We start from the raw sequence: 21,643 nt of genomic DNA, 5'->3' as shown, positions 1-21,643 counted from the left end.
GCCGGGGCGGGGCGCACGCCGAGGTGAGGCGGCCGGGGCGGGAAGGACCGGCCCCGGCCCGTACGCCGACAGGAGCCCGGACGACGGCAGGAGTCCGTACGTCCGCGGGAGCCCCCGGCGGGAGTCCGTACGTCGGCGCGGGGGGCGTACGCCCGCGGCGGGTGAGGAGCGTGGCCGCTCCTCACCCGTTCACCCTCTGGCGCTGGCGTCCGACAGCGTCTCGGCGACGTCCACGAAGCCCTTCTTGTCCTCGACGAGCCGCCCGTCGCGGACCACCTGGAACGTCACCTTGCTGTTGACGATGCGGGGGTACGCGGACGAGCCGAGCGTGTCCGAGAACCGCCAGCGCAGTGGCGGTGTCAGCCCCCCGGTCTCGATCCGCGGACCGTGGCCGAGCGCTCCGACGACCTTTCCGGCGGTGACCTGCGGGGAGTCGATCGTCTTCACGATCTCCTTCAGCGCGGTGTAGGCGATCCACGTGGTCTGGACGCCCGGGTCGTCCGCGTCGATCCGGTTGTCGCCGAAGGCGTGCTTGCGGACCACCGCCCGCATCTCGTTCCAGCGGGAGTCGCTCGGCGCCGGGTACCAGCCGGTGACGTATGCACCCTCGAACGGACTCTTCCGGCCACCGGTGCTGTCGATCATCTGCTGCCCGACACTGCCGAGCACGGACGAGATGCGGACCTCTCCGTACGAGGGTTCGAGCCGTCGGAAGGAGTCGAAGAAGGTCTCCGTACGGCTCCCGAGCACAGCCGTCACACAGCCGCCGCTCCGGCCCGCTGCCCGGAGCGCGCGGCCGGCCGCGTCGTCGTACGACGTGGCCGCCTCGGCCGCCCGGATGTCGGCGGGGGCGGGGCGGTCGGCATCGGTGAGGCCGGTCTTCAGGAGCCACGCCTGGCCGTCGCCGCCCAGGGTGTCGGGCCGCACCACGGACACCCGGTCGCAGCGGCGGGCCAGCTGTCGGGCGTTGCCCGCGAGGAGCGCCGACTGCCCGCCGTTGACCGGGAAGGAGTTGTAGCTGCTGAACTCCTCCTCGGAGGCGCCGTAACCACCGAGGAAGGGGATGCCGGCGGTCTCCAGCGGTGGCATGAACGACGAACCGTGCCGGCTGTAGGAGCCGACGACCGCCACCGCCTTCTTCTCGACGGCCAGCCGGGCGCAGTTGGCCGCGCCGACCGGGGTGTCCGCCTCGTCACAGGTGACGACCCGCAGCTCGTGACCGTTGAGCCCGCCGTTCTCATTGACCCAGCGCCCGTACGTGACCGCCATGGCGGTCATGCCGGACATGTCCAGGGTGTCGGGCCCCGTGGTTCCCGCGGGGGCCCAGGTGACCACGGTGACGGGCTCCCTGGAACCCCCCGTGGCCCCAGGGAGCGCGCCGCAGCCGGTGGCCAGCAACGCCCCGGCCGCCGCCGCGCTCATGAGGAGCCTGCGGGGGCGGGGGGAGGTGGGGCGTCGCCGTCCGGTCATGGACAAGGAGAATTACGCCCCCGGGGTAACGGCACTGTGTGCTTCGCGCAACGCAGGGTGACGTCCAGGTGAATTGCGGGGGCCTGCGCGGTTGGCTGAAAAGGGAACGTACGATCGACTACCGTGCAGCAAGGTTCGCAGAACACTTCCCGCCGCGGCCGCCGCTCCTCCACCATGGGCGGCATGCCGCTGAACGACATGCCGTGGTGGCGCTGGCGCAGCAACGTGCGCTCGGCGCTGCACATGCTCTCCGACCCCGTCTTCCACCAGGAGTGCTGGCTGGCCGGACGGGAAGGGTACGGCGACGTCACCGACGCCGTGTACCGCTTGGTCGAGGACACGTGGCTGGACAACTGGTCCGCCGAGAAGTACGTCGGCACGATCTTCCGCGATGCGGACGAGGCCGCGCTCGTCGACGCCGCCGTGCTGCGGGTGCTGCGCATCCTGCACCAGATCGGCGCGGACGCCCCCGTGTCGGCGTACCTGGAGCACCCGGGCTGGCCGGAGGCCGTGGTCGCCGCCAGGGAGGCCCATGTGCTGCTCGCCACCAACGACGGCGAGGACCCGGACACCCCGCCGCGCTCCCTGGACGTGCTCCGCATCATGACCGGGTCCGCATCATGACGGGCCGGGGCGCCGGCCGCTCCGTGACGGCAGGTCCGAGCGACGGATGGTCCTCGTGAGGGTGCGTGTACACCATGATCGGGTCCGCATCATGATCGGGTCGGCCTGATTCCGGCCCGATGTGGCACCCTACGGGAATGACCGTGCCACATCCCGCCGAACCGGCCGAGACCACCCCCGAGCAGTACGTCCTCACGCTTTCCTGCCCCGACAAGCAGGGCATCGTGCACGCCGTGTCGAGCTATCTCTTCATGACGGGCTGCAACATCGAGGACAGTCAGCAGTTCGGCGACCACGACACGGGTCTGTTCTTCATGCGGGTCCACTTCTCGGCGGACAGCCCGGTGACCGTGGAGAAGCTGCGGGCCAGTTTCGCCGCGGTCGGCGACTCCTTCCGGATGGACTGGCAGATCCACCGTTCCGCGGAGCGGATGCGGATCGTGCTGATGGTCAGCAAGTTCGGCCACTGCCTCAACGACCTGCTGTTCCGTTCCCGGATCGGGGCGCTGCCGGTCGAGATCGCGGCCGTCGTCTCCAACCACACGGACTTCGCGGAGCTCGTCGCCTCGTACGACATCCCGTTCCGGCACATCCCGGTGACGAAGGAGACGAAGGCGGAGGCGGAGGCCGAGCTGCTGGAGCTGGTCGAGGCGGAGAACGTCGAGCTGGTCGTCCTCGCCCGCTACATGCAGGTCCTCTCGGACGACCTGTGCAAGCGGCTGAGCGGCCGGATCATCAACATCCACCACTCCTTCCTGCCGAGCTTCAAGGGCGCGAAGCCGTACCACCAGGCGCACGCGCGCGGAGTGAAGCTGATCGGTGCGACGGCGCACTACGTGACGGCCGATCTCGACGAGGGGCCGATCATCGAGCAGGAGGTCGAGCGGGTGCGCCACGACGTCACCCCGGACCAGCTGGTCGCCCTCGGCCGAGACGTGGAGTGCCAGGCGCTCGCACGGGCGGTGAAGTGGCACGCGGAGCGGCGCATCCTGCTCAACGGCCACCGCACGGTGATCTTCGCGTAGCGCGCGCCGCGGGCCGCACGCCGTGCGTCCCCGCCCCCGCCCGTTCCCGCTCGTCCAGGGCACGGGCGGAGGCAGCGGCGGCCCGGTCGCCGCCCACAACTCGCCGCCGATGCCCCACGGCTTCCGCCGAGCCGCGCCGACATCCCGGATCACCGGTCCCCGGACGCCCCGGCCACTGCGGAGATCATTTCGTCGGGAGTTCTCAGAGGCGGCTCAGCGACGCCGCGGTGAACAGGACATCGCGGATCGCCTCGCGGTCGCCCTGCTGACCGGCCGCCGCGTCCACGGGAGGCACCCGCCCGGCGATCAGCTGGCAGAACTCGACGCTGTCCAGCGCGATCTGCGCCACTGTGTGCGTGGGCGAACCGGAGGCGGCGGGGGAGTCCAGCGGGATGTACCAGTTGCCGCCGCCCGAGCCCTCGATCTCCAGATGCAGCGAGCGGCCCGGCGAACCCGCCGTCACCAGATGACGTACGGGCCCGGCCAGTCCCGTCCTGCGGCGTTCGGCCAGCGCCGCGGGCAGCACCCGGGCCGCCAGGTCGACGATCCGGTTCAGATGCGGGGCGGACGGCGCCTCGTACGGGTAGTCCACCGCGTCCGCGATGTCACCGCCGTGCACCCAGCATTCGAAGGCGCGCTCCAGCAACGCGTCGTGCATCGGCAGCGCGAAGTCGCCGTACGGGACGGAGAGCTCGGAGACCCGGCGGCCCGCGAACGACACCGTGCGGATGAGGGTGTGGCTCTGCGCCCGCCACGGGTCGTGGACCGAGCGGGTGGGCGGCAGACGGGTCGCGGACCAGTACCGCTCCGTGCGGGCGGTGGGCGACAGCGGCCAGTCCTCGGCCCGGCCGATGGTGCCGTCGCCGAGCGGCACGTCCAGGCCGAGGGCCGTGCCGACCAGCCCGTCGACGGTCATGAGATGGCCGACGACGCCCGCGACCGTCGTCCTGCGACGGGCCTGCTCCTCGTCCTCGAACCACTTCAGCCGCACCGGGGCGTGCCACTCGGAGTCGCCGATGTCGTGCAGCAGCGCGTCGAGCCGGGCGGTCTCCGCCTCGTACGGAGCGGCCCAGTCCGGTACCGGGATGGCGGCCGGGCGGCGGGACAGGCAGGAGTCGATCACCCGGGCACGCAGCGCCGGATCGAGATCCAGACTGCGGTCGGTCTGCAGCAGGCCGACCGCGTCGCGCAGCCGCAACGCCTCGTCCGCGCAGGTGGCGCACTCGGTCAGATGCGCCTCGACGGCCTCGGTCTCCTCCGCCGAGCACGCGGCCAGCGCCCAGGCGCCGAGCAGCGCCTTGAGGACGCGATGGGGCAGCAGCGGGGCCGGCGGCTCCGTCGGCTTCTGCGACAACGGCGGGCCCTGTGGATTCGGTGAGCCCGGCGGGCTCTGCGGCTTCGATCGCGGGTTCTGCGGCTTCGGCGGGCCGGATGGTGCCACGGCGGATTCCCGTTCCGGTGTCGTCGGCCGCGGTTCGTCGGATGCCCACGCCCGTTCCTCGGGTGCCCACGGTCGCTCGTCCGGCGTCCGGTGCCGTTCCTCGGGCGGGGACGCCGGGGCGAGCGGCGGCAGCGGCAGGGAGCCGAGGTCGAAGTCGTCGGCGGCCGCCCGCGGTCCCGGTATGCGCGGTGCGCCCCGCACCTCCTCGTCGCGTCCCTCGCTCTCGTCGTCGCGTCCGTGCGCGTTGCCGTCGGTGGTCACAGCGCCCGTCCGTATCCGGGCGGGGACGCACCCTCCAGCGGGTGGGTGTGGGCGGTGGACAGCAGTTGCAGCCCGAGCCGCAGCCGGCGACGGGCCTCGTCCTCGGTGACCCCGAGGTCGGCCGCGGCCTGCCGGTAGTCCCTGCGCTGGACGTAGGCGAGCTCCAGCGCGGCGCGCAAGGGGGCGGGCATGGACGTCACGATGTAGTCGGCGCGGGCCGATGCCGTGGCCCGGCGCACCCGCTCCTCCAACTCGGCGCCGGTCCGCCCGTCCGCGTCCTCGGCGGGGCGGTACGTCTCGCGCAGCCGCCGTACGGAGTGCCGGTGCGCGAGCCGGGCCACCCAGGAGCGCATCGAGCCCTGCTTCGGGTCGTAGGCGTCCGGGTTCTCCCACACGTAGCCGAAGACCTCGCGGGTCACCTGGTCCGCGGCCGTCTCGTCGTCGAGCATCCGGTGGGCCTGGCTGTGCACGAGCGAGGCGAACCGGTCGTAGAGCTCGCCGAGGGCGGCCGCCTCACCGCGCGCCAGCCGCTGCTGCATCTTGCGGTCCCAGCGGGGTGGTGCGTTTCTCGCCATGCGACCCCCAGCCCTGTTCCCCTCGTCACATCGAATGTAGTCGGCGGTGCCGACCACGGACGAGCCTTTGTGGCAAGTGCGCCCCCGGAGAGGCCGGACGTGGTAAGGAAGACGCCGTCTCGCCGCGATGGCGAAATCGTACGCGAACCAATCATTTCGGTTCGAACACGACTATGGCCTCTCGTGCGAGTCGGTGTTTCATGGATCTGCGGCGGGGGCACCCGCGAGAAGGAGCGGAAACTTCCGGAACGTCGGACGAACCGGTCGGGAACGGCCGGAAGCAGTCAAGAAGTCGACGCCACGGAACAACGTCGGAAGACACGGAACGAGAGGCCCCGTCGCGTGACACTGAAAGTGGCCGAGACCGTGCACGGCGACTGGACCGTGCTGCGCATGCGCGGCGAGCTGGATCTGGTGTCGTCGCCCGCGATGCGCCAGTCCGTCCACGAGGCGGTCGCCGAGGGCCGCCACGACGTGGTGCTCGACCTCTCCGAGGTCCAGTTCTGCGATTCCAGCGGCGTCGGCGTACTGATCGCGGCCCGCCGCCTGATGCGCTCGTGCGGGGGCCGGCTGCGGCTGATCCTCCCGGCGCGGGGCGCGGAGGAGGGCTCGCATGTCAACCGGGTCATCAGCGCCCTCGGCGTACGCCGTCTCTTCGACGTCTACCCCGACCGGCGCGCAGCCGTCGACGACGGGGCCCGGCCGCTCCCGGTCTGAGGACCGGGGGAACCGGGGCACCGGCCCCCGCTGTCGGGGAGAACCGCTCGCCGTCGGGAGATCTGTTCGCTGTCGGGGAGATCCGCTCGCCGTCAGGAGAACCGCTCCCGCAGCCGGTACTTCAGCACCTTCCGCAGGGTCTCGTTGCGCGGCAGCTCCGCGACCACCTCCAGCTGTTCCGGCAGCTTGTGCACGGAGAGTCCCCGTTCCCGCAGGTAGCCGGTGATGTCCGGCAGGGTCAGCGGGGCGGCGCCCGCGGGCTGCTCCACGACCGCGCAGACCCGCTCGCCGCGCTCCGCGTCCGGGAGCCCGATCACCGCCACGTCCCCGACCTCCGGGTGTCCGTGCAGCAGGTCCTCTATCTCGTTGGCGGAGACGTTCTCGCCCTTGCGGATGATGATGTCCTTCAGCCGCCCGGTGAGCACCAGGTGCCCGCTCGGCTCGACATGGCCGACGTCCCCGGTGATCAGGAACCCGTCGGCGTCGAAGGCGGCGGCCGTCGCCGCAGGGTCCAGATAGCCCTTGCAGACGGCCTCCCCGCGCAACCGGACCTCGCCGTCCGTGCCGTGCGGCAATGGCAGGCCCTCCTCGTCCGTGATCCGGATCTCCATGCCCGCGGGCGGGCGCCCCTCCGTCCCGGCGAGGTGTTCCGCCGTGTCGTCGGGGGCGCCCATCGTGATCATGGGGACCTCGGTCATGCCGTACCCGTGGGTCAGCTGGACGCCCATCTCCCGCACCACCGCGTGGTACAGCTCCGGCGGCTTCGGCGCCCCGCCGCCCGCCAGCAGCCGCAGGGTGGGGACCGGTCCGCGGCCCGGGGTCCTGCGCTGCTCGGCCAGGAACATCGAGTAGAACGCCGTGGAACCGCCCGCGACCGTCACCCCGTGGCGCCGGTACTCCGCCAGCGCGTCCGGCATCGCGAAGTGCTCGAAGAGCACCGCCGGGAACCCGTAGAGCAGCAGCATCACCGAGTAGTCGGGCCCGCCGACATGGGCGAACGGGAACGCGATCGAGCCGATGTCGTCGGCCGACAGGCGCAGTGCGTGGGCCAGGCAGGAGCCGCCCGCGATCAGGCTGCGGTCGGTGTGCAGGACCCCCTTCGGGTCGGAGGTGGTGCCCGAGGTCCAGTAGATCCAGCGGACCGCGGTCCCGTCGGCGGGCGGCGGGGGCAGTACGGCCGGATCGCCGTCCGGCAGCGACGCGTACACCTCGAAGACCAGCGGTGCGGGCCCGGCCGTCGGGGCCGGTGCCGCCTCCGCGGCCGGTTCCGCCGTGACCGCTTCCGGCGTCGAGGCCCTTGCCGCGGCCAGCCGGTGCGCCATCGCCGTGTGGTCGAAGCCGCGCCAGGTGCCCGGTACGGCGAAGAAGCGGGCCTTCGACTCGCGCAGCGCGAACCCCGTCTCGCGGTCCCGGTGGAACGGGATGACGGGCGACTGCACGGCCCCGATCCGGGTCAGCGCGAACGACAGCAGCACGGTCTCGATCCGGGTCGGCAGCTGCCAGACGACCACGCTCCCGGGGCGCACCCCCATCCCCCAGAGCCCGGCCGCGACCCGTTCGCCACGGTCCCGCAGCTCCCCGAAGGTCAGGGTGCGGTCGTCCTGGATCAGGAACGGGCGGTCCGGCGTCAGGGCGGCCCGTCGCTCGACGAGCTCCCAGAAAGTGCCCGACCTGCCCAGCGCGTGTGCGGTCTCGTCCACGGCGAACCCCTCAAAAAGCTGACGGATAGTCAGATCATGCGGAGAGGGTAGAGCGCCGCGCCTTGTCGGTCCAGGGGTGCGGGGCTAGCCTGAGTCGGAGCTTGATCTGACGGGTCATCAGAAATGAATATCCAGAAACCGTCCGCCGGGGACGCAACCGGCCCGCGGGGGACGGAAGGAGACCCGTCGGGGACGCGAAGAGCCCGCCGGGGACGGACAGGGGACACCGTGACGGAGAAGGGGACACCATGACGGAACTGCCTCGGATCGTCAGCGTCGACGACCACGTGATCGAGCCGCCGCACCTCTTCTCCACCTGGCTGCCCGCCAAGTACCGCGAGCGCGGCCCGCAGCCGCTCACCGCGGGCATCGGGGAACTGGCGTACGTCGGCGGCAAGTACGTCATCACGATGGACCCGGACGGGCCGCCCACGGACTGGTGGATCTACGAGGACCTGAAGTTCCCGTACAAGCGGAACATCGCCGCCGTCGGCTTCGACCGCGACGACATGACGCTGGAGGGCATCACCCGCGCCGAGATGCGGCCCGGCTGCTGGGACCCCGCCGAGCGCCTCAAGGACATGGACCTCAACCACGTCGAGGCGAGCCTGTGCTTCCCCACCTTCCCGCGCTTCTGCGGCCAGACCTTCGCCGAGGCGCGGGACAAAGACGTAGCGCTCGCCTGCGTCCGCGCCTACAACGACTGGATGGTCGAGGAGTGGTGCGGCGACAGCGGCGGGCGGCTCGTCCCGCTCTGCATCATCCCGCTCTGGGACATCGATCTGGCGGTCGCGGAGATCCACCGGAACGCGGCGCGCGGGGTGCGCGCGGTGACGTTCTCCGAAATCCCCACCCATCTCGGCCTGCCGTCGATCCACACCGGCTACTGGGACCCGTTCTTCGCCGCGTGCCAGGAGACCGGCACGGTCGTCAACATGCACATCGGGTCCAGCTCGCAGATGCCCGCCGCCTCCCCGGACGCCCCGCCCGCCGTCCAGGCCAGCCTGTCCTTCAACAACGCCATGGCCTCGATGATGGACTTCCTGTTCAGTGGGGTCCTGGTGCACTTCCCCCGGCTGAAACTCGCCTACAGCGAGGGCCAGATGGGCTGGATCCCGTACGCACTGGAACGCGCGGACGACGTCTGGGAGGAGCACCGGGCCTGGGGCGGGGTGCGCGACCTGATCCCCGAGCCGCCGTCCACGTACTACTACCGGCAGATCTTCTGCTGCTTCTTCCGGGACAAGCACGGGGTCGCCTCGCTCGATGTCGTCGGACGGGACAACGCCACCTTCGAGACCGACTACCCGCACGTCGACTCGACGTTCCCGCACACCAAGGAGGTCGCGCTCGACCATGTCAAGGGGCTGGACGACGAGACGGTCTACAAACTGATGCGCGGGAACGCGATCCGGATGCTCGGCCTCGACCTCGACCGCGACCGCCGCCCGGCCCCGAACGGCCGGGAAGCGTAGGCGCGCGATGGATCTCGCGTACACGGAGGCGGAGGAGGAGTTCCGGGCACGGCTGCGTGCGTGGCTGGCCACCGTACTGCCCTCGCTGCCCGCGAAGCCCGCCCCCGACGACTGGCCGGGGCGGCGCGCGTACGACACCGCCTGGCAGCGGATGCTGTACGACGCCGGCTACGCGGGCCTGCACTGGCCCGTCGACGCGGGCGGACAGGGTGCCACCCCGACCCAGCACCTGATCTTCCTGGAGGAGACGGAGAAGGCCGGCGCCCCGTACGTCGGCGCCAACTTCGTCGGACTGCTGCACGCCGGGCCCACCATCGCCGCCGAGGGAACCGCCGAACAGCGGGCGCGCTGGCTGCCCCCCGTACTGCGCGGCGACGAGATCTGGTGCCAGGGGTTCAGCGAGCCCGACGCCGGATCGGACCTCGCCGCGCTGCGGACCCGGGCGGTGCGCGACGGCGACCACTACGTGGTGAGCGGCAGCAAGATCTGGACCTCGCACGCGGAGGTCGCCGACTGGTGCGAACTGCTGGTGCGCACCGACCCCGCGGCCCCCCGGCACCGGGGCATCAGCTGGCTCGCCATGAGGATGGACACCCCGGGCGTCACCGTCCGCCCGCTGCGCACCCTCGCCGGGTCCACCGAGTTCGCGGAGATGTTCCTCGACGAGGTGCGGGTGCCGGTCTCCCACCGGGTCGGCGCGGAGAACGACGGCTGGCGGGTCACCATGGTCACGCTCTCCTTCGAGCGCGGCACGGCCTTCGTCGGCGAGGTCGTCGCCTGCCGCCGCACCCTGGCCGCCCTGGCCGCCCGGGCACAGGCCGACGGACGCTGGGGCGACCCGGTGCTGCGCCGACGACTGGGCAGGCTGAACGCCGAGTTCCGGGCGCTGTGGCGGCTCACCCAGTGGAACGTGAGCGAGGCGTCGGGGCCGGGCCCCGCCGGGCGCGGCAGGGGTGCGCCCGGCACGGGCGGCGTACCCGGCACCGGGGGTTCGGTCTTCAAACTGCGCTACTCGCACGCCCGTCAGGAGCTGTACGAGACGGCCGCCGAGGTGCTCGGCGCGGACGCCGCCGATCTGGACCGGGAATGGGTCCTGGACCGGCTCTCCTCGCTCTCGTACACGATCGCCGCGGGCACCTCGCAGATCCAGCGGAACATCGTCGCCGAGCGGATACTCGGCCTGCCTAAGGGGCGCTGAACCGGCCATGGACTTCCAGCTCTCGGACGACCAGCGGGCCCTGCGTTCGGGGATACGCGACATCCTCGCCGGGCGCTTCGGCAGGGACCGGATGCGGGCGGCCCTCGACGCGGGCACGGCGGTGGACCGCGGGCTGTGGCGGGAGCTCGGCGAGGCCGGGTTCTTCGCACTGCGGCTGCCGGAGACGGAGGGCGGCGCCGGGCTCGGGCTGCCCGAGGCGGTCCTCCTCTTCGAGGAGGCCGGGCGGGCACTGCTGCCGGGGCCGCTGATCGCCACGCACCTCGCGGCGGGGGCCGTGAAGGGCGCGGCGGAGGGGACGGCGGTGGTCGCCGCGCTGGAGCCGGGCCGGCCGGTGGAACACCTGGGGGACGCGGACGCACTGCTGGTGCTCGGCCCGGAGGGGATGGGGGCGCGGGCGTCGGAGCCGGGGGCGGAGCCGGCGCCGGGCCCGGAACGGGCGTACGCCGTGACGGGCGGGGAACTGCGAGACCTCGTGGGCGGGGCCGCCGAGCCCGTACGGTCGCTCGACCCGTTCACCCCGTTGTGGCGGATCACCGTCCCCGCCGGAGCGCCCCACGAGCGGCGGTCCGTCGAGCTGTTGCCCCGCCGGACGGCCCGGTGGCGTGACGAGGGCGCGCTGCTCGCCGCCGCCGAACAACTCGGCAGCGCCGCCCGCACGACCGAGATGGCTGTCCAACACGCCGGTGAACGCGAGCAGTTCGGCGCCCCGATCGGATCGTTCCAGGCGGTCAAACACCTGTGCGCCGACATGCTGGTCCGGGCCGAGTTGGCGCGCTGCGCCGTCTACGCGGCGGCCGTGACCGCGGACCCCGTCGAGATCGCCGGGGCCAAGCTGCTCGCCGACGAGGCGGCGGTCCGCAACGCCCGCGACTGCCTCCAGGTGCACGGCGGCATGGGCTTCACCTGGGAGGCGGATGTCCACCTGCATCTCAAGCGGGCCTGGCTGCGCTCCGGCCGGTGGATCGGGGCGGCGGCGGCCGAGGAACGACTGGCGTCGGATCTGCGCAGAGGCGCCGGGATGCCGCGCTGAGACCGGCGCCGGGGTTCCGCACCGGGGCCGGCGCGGGGGTTCCTCGCCGGCGCCGGGTTCGGACGTGTGCTGAAAATGTCTCGGATCCGTGCCCAGTCCGGTCGGGACTCGTGTGAGGCGGTTCGAATCCGTGCTCGAGTCGGTCGGGTTCCGTGAAGAATTCCCGCCCGCAGATATGTGCGAACGCGGTTAGCGGTGAGGTGACGGAGGGACCCCAGGGCCTCACGGTACGGAGTCACGCGGTGCGTTCGGCCGCCTCAAGAGCGAGGTCCGTGCCCGCGGGTGGATTCGTCACGGGGCGGAGTCGGCGGTCACCTCGGGTACTCTCCGTGGGGTGCGAGAGGTTCTGGAGCCGGGTGTACCGGACGATCCGGGAGTTGCCCCCGTGGCGGCTCCGGACCGGAGGGGGCGGTCGGCCCGCGTTCCGAGTGGTGACACCGGTCCCGCCCGGGAGATTCCCGAGACCTCCACGTGCTTCTGTTCGACTCCCCGCAATGTGCGTCGCACAGTATGTACCACGCGTACTCCTTCGCGCTGGAATATGCCCGAAGCGCTTGTTGCGGTGACTGTACGTCAACCATGCTGTCGCGTACGGGAATCACGTTCCGTGACCCCGAGGAGGCGCGAGGCGATGTGTCCGCCGGTTCGGATGGTGTGAGCGGTGCAGGTGCTTCAGGTTCAGCTGGAGGTCGGTCCGGATCCCGCAGAGGTCGGGCGGGCACGCAGATGGGCGCGGTCGAGACTGATCGGGTCGGGGATGAGGGGTGACGAGCCGCTGGCCGAGACCCTCATCCTGCTGATCTCGGAGCTCGTCACGAACGCGGTGGTCCATACGGGCTGCCCGGCCGTGCTGCGCATGCTGTTCGGCTGCGCGGGCGGGTCCGGCTCCGGGACGGTACGGGTCGAGGTGGCCGACGCCAGTTGCCGCCCGCCGCAGCAGCGTCACGCGCTGGGCGAGGACACCGGCGGCCGCGGACTGGAGCTGGTCGACGGCCTCGCCGACCGCTGGGGCTGGCAGCCGGAGGGCGCGGGCAAGCGCATCTGGTGCGAGGTCGACCGGGAAGCCCCGCTGGTCCAGGTCGTCCCGCTGCACCCGGGCGGCCAGGCGCTCCGGACTCCCTCGGGGGCGAAGGACACCCACGCGGCGCCGGGCACCCACGCGCGCGCGGTCCATGGCACGTCGTGCGTGGGCGGTCCGCCCTGCGCGGGCGGTTCCTCGTGCGTGGGCGGCGTCGGAGGCACGGGGAGCCCGGACCGCAAGGCGTACGAGTCCCCGCGCGCTGTCACGCGACGTGCATAAAGGTTAAAGCAGTGGTCCCGAGAGGCGGTTGGGGCCGAGCGGAGCCCTTCGGGCCGCCCCGGGGCCGGGGCCCGAGGGGCCCGGGTCACAGCACGGCGACCGGGGCGACCGGGGTGCCGGTGGCGCCGACGAACGGTTCGGGCATCGCCGACAGCAGGAAGGCGTAACGCTTCTCCTCCGCACAGGCCGTGGACAGCGTCTCCAGGTTCCAGTTCTGGCCCTGGAGCATGCCCATCTCGACCAGGTCCAGCGCGTGCACGCCCAGCCACAGGTCCTCGATCTCGGGCGGGAAGATCTCGAAGGTCAGGGTGTCGTTGGCGACCGCCGCCACGTCGCGTGCGCGGAACCACTCGGGTGTGCGTATCGAGAGGCCGGGCGAGGGGTGGGCGTACGCGGGCCTGTCGCCCGTCAGATAGACCCGTACCTGCCCCGTCCGTACGAGGACGATGTCGCCGGAGCGGACCCGTACCCCGGCCAGGTCCTCCGCCGCGTCCAGGTCCTCGGGGGTGACGGCGTGGTCGCCGGGCAGCCGGTCCACGCCGTGGGCTCGGGCCACATCGAGGAGGATCCCGCGCGAGACGAGGTGCGGCACCTTGTCGATGCCGCTGAACCGCGCGCCCTCGTGGGCGGTGATCGTGTCGGCCGGGCGGCCGTTGTAGATCCTCCCGGAGTGCGAGACGTGGGTGAGGGCGTCCCAGTGGGTGGCCGTCTGGAGGCTCAGCACGGCCGAGTCGTCGCTGGTGGCGACGGTGCCGGGGCCGAAGAGCTCCTGGTTGATCTGGACCATGGTGTGCAGCGGGTTGATCCTCCCGGGGACCAGACCGCTCTGCACGCCGTCCTGTTGGAGGGGGAGCGCGAGCGGGACGCGTCGCCCGGAGCGGACCGTGGCGGCGGCGTCCCGTACGACGGAGTCGGTGATCAGGTTGAGCGTCCCGATCTCGTCGTCGGCGCCCCAACGTCCCCAGTTGTTCACGCGCTTGGCGATGTCGTGGAACTCCTCCGGCAGTGACACGGCGCCTCCCGGGGCTTGTGTTAGCGGACCTGATGGCCCATAAAATCTAACGGTCCGTCAGAAACCGCGGGAAGGGGCCGGGCATGGGGAACTTCTTGGCAGGCAAAGTGGTGGCCGTGACGGGTGCCGGTCGCGGCATCGGACGGGCGGTCGCGATCGCGGCGGCGGCCGAGGGCGCCCGGGTCGTCGTCAACGACTACGGCGTCTCCATCGACGGCGGCGAGCCGAGCAGCGAGGTGGCCGAGTCCGTCGTCAAGGAGATCGAGGCGGCGGGCGGGCAGGCGGTGGCCGTCGCCGACGACATCTCCACGATGGCGGGCGGGCAGCGGATCGTGGACACGGCGCTCGCGCGGTACGGCCGGATCGACGGGGTCGTGTGCGTGGCCGGCATCCTGCGCGAACGGATGCTGTTCAACATGTCCGAGGAGGAGTGGGACCCGGTCGTCGCCACCCATCTCAAGGGCACCTTCACCGTCTTCAGGGCCGCGTCGGCGGTCATGCGCAAGCAGGACGACGGCGGCACGCTCATCGGATTCACCAGCGGCAACCACCAGGGCAGCGTCGCCCAGGCCAACTACAGCGCCGCGAAGGGCGGGATCATCTCGCTGGTACGGAGCGCGGCCCTCGGTCTGCACAAGTACGGAGTCACCGCGAACGCCGTCGCCCCGGTCGCCCGCACCCGGATGTCCGCCAACGTGCCCATGGAGCTCAAGGAGATCGGCGAGCCGGAGGACGTGGCGGCGCTCGTCGTCTACCTGCTCAGCGACCGGGCCCGCAAGGAGCGGATCACCGGCCAGGTGTACACCGTCGCCGGGCCGAAGATCGCGGTCTGGGCGCAGCCGAGGGAGCTGCGCGCCGGGTACGCGGAGGGCCCGTGGACCCCGGAACGGATCGCCGACTTCCTGCCGGGGACGGTGGGCACCGACCCCATGCCCATGCTCGCGCAGCTGGAGGAGATGGCAGCGGCGGCGGCCGCCAAGGCCCGGCCGAACGCCTGACGGGACCTTTCAGGACGTCCCGTGGGACCCCGCTTTCGCGGGCGTTCCCTGGCACGGACCGCGCCGGCACGGACCGCGCCGGCACGGACCGCGCCGGCGCGCTGTCCGGCCCCGGCGCGCTGTCCGGCCCCGGTGCGCGGGCGCCGGGCGCCCCCCTCGCTCCGTACCCGTACGCAGGAGGCAACGTGGACTTCACCCTCGGCCCGGACGACACCGCCTTCCGTGCGGAGGCCCGCGCCTGGCTGGACGAACACCTCGTCGGCGCGTACGCGGCGGCGGCCGGCACCGGTGGGCCGGGCAGTGAGCACGAGAGCGTCGACGTCCGCCGTGCCTGGGAACGCGAACTCGGGCGCGGCGGCTGGATCGGCCTCGGCTGGCCCGACGACGAAGGCGACGGACACGGGGACGGCGGCGGGTACGGGGACGGCGGCGGGTACGGGAACCGGCGGGCGAGCCTGATCCAGCAGGTCGTCTGGGCGGAGGAGTACGCCCGCGCCGCCGCGCCCGCCCGGGTCGGCCACATCGGCGAGAACCTCCTGGCCCCGACGTTGATCGCCCACGGCACCCCCGAGCAGCGACGGCGTTTCCTGCCCGCCGTCGCACGCGGCGAGGAGCTGTGGTGCCAGGGCTACAGCGAGCCCGGCGCCGGATCCGACCTCGCCGGGATACGGACCAGCGCCGTCCCCGACCCCTCACGCGGCGGCCACCGCGTGACCGGGCAGAAGGTCTGGACATCGCTCGCCCGGGAGGCCGACTGGTGCTTCGTGCTGGCCCGCACGGAGCCCGGCTCCCGGCGCCACCACGGCCTGTCGTTCCTGCTCGTGCCGATGGACCAGCCGGGCCGGATCGAGGTGCGGCCGATCCGCCAGATGTCGGGGACCAGCGAGTTCAACGAGGTCTTCTTCGACGGGGCGCACGCCGAGGAGTGCGTCGGCGGCGAGGGCAACGGCTGGGCTGTCGCCATGGGACTGCTGGCCCTGGAGCGCGGCGTCTCCACGCTCGTCCAGCAGATCGGATTCGCCGCCGAGCTCGAACGGGTGGTGCGGGGCGCCGTGACCACCGGCGCCGTCACCGACCCGGTGCTGCGCGACGGCCTCGTCCGGCAGTGGGCGGAGCTCAAGGTCATGCGCTGGAACGCCCTGTGCACCCTGGGAGCCGTAGGCGACCCGGGCGCGCCCAGCGTGGCGAAGCTGCTGTGGGGCGGCTGGCATCAGCGCCTGGGCGAACTCGCCGTACGGATCAGGGGCGCGGCCGGGGCCGTCGGCCCGTACGACTGGACGCCGGACGTCCCGTACGAACTCGACGAGACGCAGCGGCTGTTCCTGTTCACCCGGTCCGACACCATCTACGGCGGCTCGGACGAGATCCAGCGGAACATCATCGCCGAGCGGGTGCTCGGCCTACCGAGGGAGTCGGGATGAGAGGCGTCGTCTTCGACGGCAGTCGCACCGAGGTCGTCGACGATCTGGAGATACGGGAGCCGGGGCCGGGCGAGGTGCTGGTGGCGGTGGCCGCGGCCGGGCTGTGCCACAGCGACCTGTCGGTGATCGACGGGACGATCCCGTTCCCGTCGCCGGTGGTGCTGGGGCACGAGGGCGCGGGCGTGGTCGAGGCGGTCGGCGCGGGTGTCGGCCATGTGGCGCCCGGCGACCACGTGGCGCTGTCGACGCTGGCCAACTGCGGGGCGTGCGCGCAGTGCGACCGGGGCCGGCCGACGATGTGCCGCAAGGCGATCGGAATGCCGGGGCGGCCGTTCTCCCGGCGGGGCGAACTGCTGTACCAGTTCGCCTCCAACTCGGCCTTCGCGGAACGGACCCTGGTCAAGGCCGTGCAGGCCGTGAAGATCCCGGCCGATCTGCCGCTCACCTCGGCGGCCCTGATCGGCTGCGGGGTGCTGACCGGGGTCGGGGCCGTGCTCAACCGGGCCAAGGTCGACCGCGGCGACACGGTGGTGGTGATCGGCACCGGCGGCATCGGGCTCAACGTGATCCAGGGGGCCCGGATCGCGGGCGCCCTGACGATCGTCGCGATCGACGCCAACCCGGCGAAGGAGGCGGTGGCCCGGCGCTTCGGCGCCACGCACTTCCTGACCTCGGCGTCGCCCGACGGCGTACGGGAGATCCTGCCGCACGGCGCCGATCACGCCTTCGAGTGCGTGGGCCGTACGGAACTGATCCGCACCGCGATCGACCTGCTGGACCGGCATGGGCAGGCGGTCCTGCTGGGAGTTCCGGCGGCGACGGCGGAGGCGTCGTTCCTCGTCTCGTCGATGTACCTGGACAAGTCGATCCTGGGATGCCGCTACGGATCCTCGCGCCCGCAGCGGGACATCGCGCTGTACGCCGAGCTGTACCGGGAGGGCAGGCTGCTGCTGGACGAACTCGTCACCGAGACCTACCCGGTGGAGGACTTCGCCAAGGCGGCGGACGACGCGCATCACGGCCGGGTGGCCCGGGGGGTGCTGGTCTTCTGACCCCGGTGGCCCGGACGAGGCGGACCTCGGCCTCGTCCTGCCGGGCCCGGGTCCGGGTCCTGTCGGGTCCGTCAGGTCCGTCGGTTCCGCGCGGCCCGGTTCCGGGTTCGGTTCTGTCGGTACTTGGTTCGGTCTTGTCGGTCCAGGGTCGATCCGGGACCGTCGGTCCCGACAGTTCCGCGCGGCCCCGGACCGACGGTCGCGTCGCGTCAGTTCCGCGCGGCCCGGTCGCGGAACGTGCGCCGGTAGGCGCTGGGGGAGACCCCCAGTACCGCCTGGAGGTGCTGTCGCAGCGAGGTGGCCGTGCCGAAGCCCGCGTCGCGCGCCACCTGGTCGATCGACAGATCCGTCGACTCCAGCAGCTGCCGTGCGCGCTCGACCCGTTGACGGGTCAGCCACTGCACGGGACTGATCCCGATCTCCTCCCGGAAGCGGCGGGTGAACGTCCGCACGCTCATCGACTCCTGCCGCGCCATGTCGCGGAGCTGGATCGGGTGCTCCAGCCGGCTGAGTGCCCAGGCGCGGGCAGTGGTGGTGGTTGCCAGCCGCGCCTCCGGCACGGGCCGCTGGATGTACTGCGCCTGCCCGCCGTCCCGGTGCGGCGGTACGACGGTACGGCGGGCGACGTCGTTGGCGACGGCGGTGCCGTGGTCGCGGCGCACGATGTGCAGGCACAGGTCGATCCCGGCGGCGACCCCGGCGGAGGTCAGGACGTCCCCGTCGTCGATGAACAGGACGTCCGGGTCGACCCGCACGTCCGGGAACAGCCGCTGGAAGTGGTCGGCCGATGCCCAATGGGTGGTGGCCGGGCGCCCGTCCAGATACCCGGCCGCCGCCAGCACGTAGCTGCCGGTGCAGATGGAGACCATCCGGGTGCCCGGCCTGACGTGCGCGAACGCGGCGGCCAGTTCGTCGGTGAGCCTGCCCTGCGTGTACACGGGGCCCAGCTCGTAACTGGCCGGGATCACTACCGTGTCGGCCGTGGCCAGGGTCTCGGGGCCGCGTTCGACGGTGATCGTGAAGTCCGCGTCCGTATGGACCGGGCCCGGCGGGCGGACGGAACAGGTCACGACTTCGTAGAGCTTGCGGCCCTTGTCGAGCGGCTCGGAACCGATCGAGCGACCGAAGATCCTTTGCGGGATGCCCAGTTCGAAGGGAAGCAGCCCATCGAGGGCCAGGACGACGACTCGGTGCGGCATGAACGGACTCCCTTCGACTCTAGCTGGTATAGACCACAAGCTGACGCATGTCACTCCCGTGAAGGCAAAGTCGGCAGGGCGCCCGCGCATTCCCGCCGAGGTGCGGGCGAGCGCGCCGGGCGTGTGCGAGGCGAACCCGGCGCACTCGGTACGCCAGGTTCTGCGTGCCGGGTCGCTCCGCATGCCGGGTCGGTGCTCGGGCGCCGCCCCTGAAGGGGTTCCCCGACGCCCGGGCGCAGGAGCGGAGCGCGCCAGGGGTGGAGCGCGCCGGGGGCGGAGCGCGCCGGGGGCGCAGCGCGAGCAATGGAGTGAGGCCGCAGCATGGCCCGATCCTTTCGAACCATGTCCCTACGGCCAGTGGCCCCGACCTCGGGCCGCACTGATGCTGGCTGACGTGACCCAGACGACCGACAGCACCGCCGAGACCGGGGGCGACGACGGCCGGGAGACCGGCCCCACACTCCCCGGGCGCGCGTCCCAGGCCGGTGCCCGCCGCACCCCCCGCCCGAACACCCGCGGTGTCCGCCGTGTCGTCCCCGTCCACCGGGCCTGGATCGTCGCCGCCGTCACCTTCGTGACGATCATCGGTGGAGCCGCCTTCAACTCCCTCCCCGGTCTCCTCATCGACCCGCTCCACACGGAGTTCGGCTGGTCACGCGGGGAGATCGGACTCGCCGTCTCCATCGACATGGCGCTGTACGGCCTCACGGCACCGTTCGCCGCCGCACTGATGGACCGTTTCGGCATCCGCAGAGTGGTCGTGGTCGCGCTCGGCGCGGTGGCGGCCGGGGCACTGGCCAGCGTCTGGATGACCGCCTCCTGGCAACTGATGATCTATTGGGGGCTGCTCGTCGGCCTCGGTACCGGCTCGATGGCGCTGGCGTTCTCCGCGACCGTCACCAACCGGTGGTTCGTCGCCCGGCGCGGCCTGGTCACCGGCATCCTCACCGCGGCGAGCGCCTCCGGCCAGTTGATCTTCCTGCCGCTGTGCGCCTGGATCGTCGCCGAGCACGGCTGGCGGCCCGCCTCGGTGACCGTGGCGCTCGCCGCCCTGGTGGTCGTCCCGTTCGTCTGGCTCCTGCTGCACGACCACCCGGCCGACGCGGGCCTCGCCCCGTACGGCGGCGCGTACACACCCAAGCCCGCGCCCGCGCGCGGGGCGGCGCGGCGAACGCTGCGCGTGCTGTTCGACGCGGCGCGCACCGGCCCGTTCTGGCTGCTCGCCGGGACGTTCGCGATCTGCGGGGCCTCGACCAACGGCCTGATCCGCACGCACTTCGTGCCCTCGGCCCACGACCACGGCATGCCCATCACCGCCGCGGCCTCGCTGCTCGCCGTCATCGGGGTCTTCGACATCATCGGCACGGTCTTCTCCGGCTGGCTCACCGACCGCTTCGACGCCCGCCGCCTCCTCGCCGTCTACTACGCGCTGCGCGGCGTCTCGCTGCTCTTCCTGCCGATGCTGATGGCGCCGGAGGTGCACCCGCCCATGATCTTCTTCATCGTTTTCTACGGTCTGGACTGGGTCGCCACCGTCCCGCCGACGCTCGCCCTGTGCCGCGAGCAGTACGGGGAGGACAGCGCCATCGTCTTCGGCTGGGTCCTCGCCTCCCACCAGGTGGGCGCGGCGGTGGTGGCGTTCCTGGGCGGCGTGGCGCGCGACGTGTTCGGCTCGTACGACGTGGTCTGGTACGCGTCGGGGGCGCTGTGCGCGATGGCGGCCCTGATGGCCCTGGTCATCCGGCGCCGCCGCGACGGGCGGAAGGCCGGAGAACCGGTCACCGGCTGAACCGTACGAGGGATGATCGGCAGGTGGCCGGAGCACCAGGCTCGGGCACTCGACGCGCCGTCGGGGGTCGCAACGGACTCCTGCCGTGTGCACGGGACCACGACATCGGCGAGGTGGGGCTGTGGGAATGGTCGTGCGGCTGTGGGCGGCCGGAGAGATGCCGTACGGCGACGCGCTGTACCGGCCGGACGACACCGGCCTGGAGGTGCATGTGGAGGGGCCCGGGGTCTACCACCCGGACGCCGGCCAGCCGATCCCCTTCCGCCTCGGAGGGCCGGTCGACGTGGCCCGGCTCATCGAGGAGAGCGGTACCACCGAGGCGGACCCCCACTTCGAGAGCCCGCTGCCGGGCGGAACGGGATGGATGTGCGGCGGCGGCAGCGGGATGGGAAACGTCGGCTACCTCGCCCGTCTCGGCAGCGACCACTCCCTGCGGTGGGTGGCCGTGATGTGGAACTCCAACCCCTTCGTGGGGGTGCGCCACGAGGGATCGACCGCCGTCTTCACCAACGACTGGGGGAACTGCCTGACCCTCGACCTCGGTGATCCCGCTCTCGCCTGAGCCCGCAGGCCCGCCTCCACAACGACGTCCGCGCGTTCACCGGGACGACCCCCGTCGGCTGAACGGCTCGAACCGCCCGAACCGCCCCCGGTGGAACAGCAACGGACCGTCCCCGTCGCCGTCGCCGTCCCCGTCCCCGTCCACCGAGTCCGCCGTTCCCGAGGCCCCCAGGGCCTCCACCCGGCCCACCACGATCAGATGGTCGCCCCCGGTGTGGACGGCGTGGACGCGGCAGTCGATCCAGGCCGGCACGCCGCCCAGTAGCGGTGACCCGGTCACCGGGGCCGCCTCGTACGCCACCCCCGCGAACTTGTCGGCCCCGCTCACCGCGAAGCTCCGGCACAACGCCTCCTGGTCCGCCCCGAGCACGTTCACGCAGAACGCCCCGGCGCGCGCGATGCGCGGCCAGGTCGTCGACGTACGGGCGACCATGAACGCGACCAGGGGCGGATCGAGGGAGAGCGACGCGAACGACTGGCAAGCGAAGCCCGCGGCACCCTCCGGGGCGCCGTCGCCGTCGCCCGGGTCGTGTGCGGTGACGATCGTGACCCCGCTGGCGAAGTGCCCCAGTACGCGTCGGAATTCGGCCGGGTCGACGGGGGCCCGTTCGTCCTCCGCGACCGCCCGCAGATCCGGGCGCGGCAGCGGATCGACCGGCGCCGGCCCGGTACTGGTGGCGGCGCCGACGGACCTGAGGTACCGGACGGCGGTGGCGGCCATTCCTGCGTGTCCCATCACACTCCCATTGAAACTGACGAGGCGTCAGATCGGAA

The 21,643-nt window shown here is 72.3% G+C and carries 18 protein-coding genes and 1 pseudogene; 12 read left to right on the top strand and 7 right to left on the bottom strand.

The features are described 5' to 3' along the window. Positions 1 to 189: 189 nt before the first annotated feature. Complete coding sequence (locus ACFYY6_RS02965; RefSeq protein ID WP_351626981.1) at positions 190 to 1,470, bottom strand: ABC transporter substrate-binding protein; 1,281 nt, start codon at positions 1,468 to 1,470, stop codon at positions 190 to 192. A gap of 174 nt (positions 1,471 to 1,644) precedes the next feature. Here ACFYY6_RS02965 and ACFYY6_RS02960 point away from each other — a divergent pair, with 174 nt between their 5' ends. Together ACFYY6_RS02960 and purU are read left to right on the top strand one after the other, a co-directional pair. Then, a complete protein-coding gene (locus tag ACFYY6_RS02960) occupies positions 1,645 to 2,094 on the top strand; it encodes a hypothetical protein (RefSeq protein WP_351519754.1) in 450 nt (149 codons plus the stop codon). Between the two features lie 137 nt (positions 2,095 to 2,231). Beyond that, complete coding sequence (purU, locus tag ACFYY6_RS02955) at positions 2,232 to 3,119, top strand: formyltetrahydrofolate deformylase (RefSeq protein WP_351519747.1); 888 nt, start codon at positions 2,232 to 2,234, stop codon at positions 3,117 to 3,119. 202 nt (positions 3,120 to 3,321) lie between these two features. Here the strand turns inward: purU and ACFYY6_RS02950 are convergent, their stop codons facing one another. Next, on the bottom strand, positions 3,322 to 4,821 hold the full coding sequence (locus tag ACFYY6_RS02950) for a zf-HC2 domain-containing protein (protein ID WP_389191371.1): 1,500 nt from the start codon (positions 4,819 to 4,821) through the stop codon (positions 3,322 to 3,324). After that, positions 4,818 to 5,396, bottom strand: coding sequence for a sigma-70 family RNA polymerase sigma factor (locus ACFYY6_RS02945; RefSeq protein ID WP_351519744.1), 579 nt, complete (start codon positions 5,394 to 5,396; stop codon positions 4,818 to 4,820). Before ACFYY6_RS02945 ends, ACFYY6_RS02950 begins: the two co-directional genes overlap by 4 nt. 342 nt (positions 5,397 to 5,738) lie before the next feature. On the opposite strand from ACFYY6_RS02945, the gene ACFYY6_RS02940 reads away from it, so the two are divergent. After that, a complete protein-coding gene (locus ACFYY6_RS02940; RefSeq protein ID WP_351519743.1) occupies positions 5,739 to 6,113 on the top strand; it encodes an STAS domain-containing protein in 375 nt (124 codons plus the stop codon). 92 nt (positions 6,114 to 6,205) lie between these two features. Here the strand turns inward: ACFYY6_RS02940 and ACFYY6_RS02935 are convergent, their stop codons facing one another. Then, positions 6,206 to 7,813 carry an AMP-binding protein gene (locus ACFYY6_RS02935; protein WP_351519742.1) on the bottom strand — a complete coding sequence of 536 codons (1,608 nt, stop codon included), beginning with the start codon at positions 7,811 to 7,813 and terminating at the stop codon, positions 6,206 to 6,208. Positions 7,814 to 8,061: 248 nt separating this feature from the next. Here ACFYY6_RS02935 and ACFYY6_RS02930 point away from each other — a divergent pair, with 248 nt between their 5' ends. From ACFYY6_RS02930 to ACFYY6_RS02915, 4 genes and pseudogenes are all read left to right on the top strand, one after another. After that, entirely contained in the window at positions 8,062 to 9,288 is a 1,227-nt protein-coding gene (locus ACFYY6_RS02930; RefSeq protein ID WP_351519741.1) for an amidohydrolase family protein, read from the top strand. Between the two features lie 7 nt (positions 9,289 to 9,295). After that, the gene (locus ACFYY6_RS02925) at positions 9,296 to 10,486 is read left to right on the top strand and encodes an acyl-CoA dehydrogenase (RefSeq protein WP_351519740.1); all 1,191 of its coding nucleotides are present in this window, start codon (positions 9,296 to 9,298) and stop codon (positions 10,484 to 10,486) included. 7 nt (positions 10,487 to 10,493) lie between these two features. After that, positions 10,494 to 11,537 carry an acyl-CoA dehydrogenase family protein gene (locus ACFYY6_RS02920; RefSeq protein ID WP_389191367.1) on the top strand — a complete coding sequence of 348 codons (1,044 nt, stop codon included), beginning with the start codon at positions 10,494 to 10,496 and terminating at the stop codon, positions 11,535 to 11,537. A gap of 661 nt (positions 11,538 to 12,198) precedes the next feature. Beyond that, positions 12,199 to 12,660: pseudogene (locus ACFYY6_RS02915) on the top strand (ATP-binding protein); the annotation flags it as partial. Between the two features lie 262 nt (positions 12,661 to 12,922). On the opposite strand, the gene ACFYY6_RS02910 reads toward ACFYY6_RS02915, so the two are convergent. Beyond that, on the bottom strand, positions 12,923 to 13,849 hold the full coding sequence (locus tag ACFYY6_RS02910; RefSeq protein ID WP_351627002.1) for a cyclase family protein: 927 nt from the start codon (positions 13,847 to 13,849) through the stop codon (positions 12,923 to 12,925). 83 nt (positions 13,850 to 13,932) lie between these two features. On the opposite strand from ACFYY6_RS02910, the gene ACFYY6_RS02905 reads away from it, so the two are divergent. From ACFYY6_RS02905 to ACFYY6_RS02895, 3 genes are all read left to right on the top strand, one after another. Further along, a complete protein-coding gene (locus ACFYY6_RS02905) occupies positions 13,933 to 14,847 on the top strand; it encodes an SDR family oxidoreductase (protein ID WP_351627004.1) in 915 nt (304 codons plus the stop codon). Positions 14,848 to 15,032: 185 nt separating this feature from the next. Next, entirely contained in the window at positions 15,033 to 16,268 is a 1,236-nt protein-coding gene (locus ACFYY6_RS02900) for an acyl-CoA dehydrogenase family protein (RefSeq protein ID WP_351519735.1), read from the top strand. After that, positions 16,265 to 17,320: a Zn-dependent alcohol dehydrogenase gene (locus ACFYY6_RS02895; RefSeq protein ID WP_389191364.1), complete on the top strand. Its 1,056-nt coding sequence runs from the start codon at positions 16,265 to 16,267 to the stop codon at positions 17,318 to 17,320. The genes ACFYY6_RS02900 and ACFYY6_RS02895 overlap by 4 nt, the downstream gene beginning before the upstream one ends. A 209-nt stretch (positions 17,321 to 17,529) precedes the next feature. On the opposite strand, the gene ACFYY6_RS02890 is transcribed toward ACFYY6_RS02895, so the two are convergent. After that, positions 17,530 to 18,519 (bottom strand): GlxA family transcriptional regulator, encoded by a 990-nt coding sequence (locus ACFYY6_RS02890; RefSeq protein WP_389191361.1) that lies wholly within the window; start codon positions 18,517 to 18,519, stop codon positions 17,530 to 17,532. Between the two features lie 382 nt (positions 18,520 to 18,901). Between ACFYY6_RS02890 and ACFYY6_RS02885 the strand changes: the two genes are divergently transcribed. Both ACFYY6_RS02885 and ACFYY6_RS02880 read left to right on the top strand, forming a co-directional pair. Next, complete coding sequence (locus tag ACFYY6_RS02885; RefSeq protein ID WP_389191358.1) at positions 18,902 to 20,308, top strand: MFS transporter; 1,407 nt, start codon at positions 18,902 to 18,904, stop codon at positions 20,306 to 20,308. Between the two features lie 127 nt (positions 20,309 to 20,435). After that, positions 20,436 to 20,870, top strand: coding sequence for a hypothetical protein (locus ACFYY6_RS02880; protein ID WP_351519753.1), 435 nt, complete (start codon positions 20,436 to 20,438; stop codon positions 20,868 to 20,870). Between the two features lie 36 nt (positions 20,871 to 20,906). Here the strand turns inward: ACFYY6_RS02880 and ACFYY6_RS02875 are convergent, their stop codons facing one another. Continuing rightward, the gene (locus ACFYY6_RS02875) at positions 20,907 to 21,590 is read right to left on the bottom strand and encodes a flavin reductase family protein (RefSeq protein WP_389191476.1); all 684 of its coding nucleotides are present in this window, start codon (positions 21,588 to 21,590) and stop codon (positions 20,907 to 20,909) included. Positions 21,591 to 21,643 lie beyond the last annotated feature (53 nt).

The sequence above is a fragment of the Streptomyces sp. NPDC001750 genome (assembly GCF_042892615.1).
Taxonomy (GTDB): Bacteria; Actinomycetota; Actinomycetes; order Streptomycetales; family Streptomycetaceae; genus Streptomyces.
Note: the sequence above shows the minus strand (reverse complement) of the source record. Positions and strands in the feature narration are given on the sequence as shown.

What these genes read in the sequence shown, in the direction of transcription:
- ACFYY6_RS02905 (WP_351627004.1), top strand. Translation starts at nt 13,933, where the DNA reads ATGGGGAACTTCTTGGCAGGCAAAGTGGTGGCCGTGACGGGTGCCGGT.
- ACFYY6_RS02875 (WP_389191476.1), bottom strand. Translation starts at nt 21,590, where the DNA reads ATGGCCGCCACCGCCGTCCGGTACCTCAGGTCCGTCGGCGCCGCCACC.
- ACFYY6_RS02895 (WP_389191364.1), top strand. Translation starts at nt 16,265, where the DNA reads ATGAGAGGCGTCGTCTTCGACGGCAGTCGCACCGAGGTCGTCGACGAT.
- ACFYY6_RS02945 (WP_351519744.1), bottom strand. Translation starts at nt 5,396, where the DNA reads ATGGCGAGAAACGCACCACCCCGCTGGGACCGCAAGATGCAGCAGCGG.
- ACFYY6_RS02925 (WP_351519740.1), top strand. Translation starts at nt 9,296, where the DNA reads ATGGATCTCGCGTACACGGAGGCGGAGGAGGAGTTCCGGGCACGGCTG.
- ACFYY6_RS02930 (WP_351519741.1), top strand. Translation starts at nt 8,062, where the DNA reads ATGACGGAACTGCCTCGGATCGTCAGCGTCGACGACCACGTGATCGAG.
- ACFYY6_RS02880 (WP_351519753.1), top strand. Translation starts at nt 20,436, where the DNA reads ATGGTCGTGCGGCTGTGGGCGGCCGGAGAGATGCCGTACGGCGACGCG.
- ACFYY6_RS02960 (WP_351519754.1), top strand. Translation starts at nt 1,645, where the DNA reads ATGGGCGGCATGCCGCTGAACGACATGCCGTGGTGGCGCTGGCGCAGC.
- purU (WP_351519747.1), top strand. Translation starts at nt 2,232, where the DNA reads ATGACCGTGCCACATCCCGCCGAACCGGCCGAGACCACCCCCGAGCAG.
- ACFYY6_RS02890 (WP_389191361.1), bottom strand. Translation starts at nt 18,519, where the DNA reads ATGCCGCACCGAGTCGTCGTCCTGGCCCTCGATGGGCTGCTTCCCTTC.
- ACFYY6_RS02965 (WP_351626981.1), bottom strand. Translation starts at nt 1,470, where the DNA reads ATGACCGGACGGCGACGCCCCACCTCCCCCCGCCCCCGCAGGCTCCTC.
- ACFYY6_RS02885 (WP_389191358.1), top strand. Translation starts at nt 18,902, where the DNA reads ATGCTGGCTGACGTGACCCAGACGACCGACAGCACCGCCGAGACCGGG.
- ACFYY6_RS02920 (WP_389191367.1), top strand. Translation starts at nt 10,494, where the DNA reads ATGGACTTCCAGCTCTCGGACGACCAGCGGGCCCTGCGTTCGGGGATA.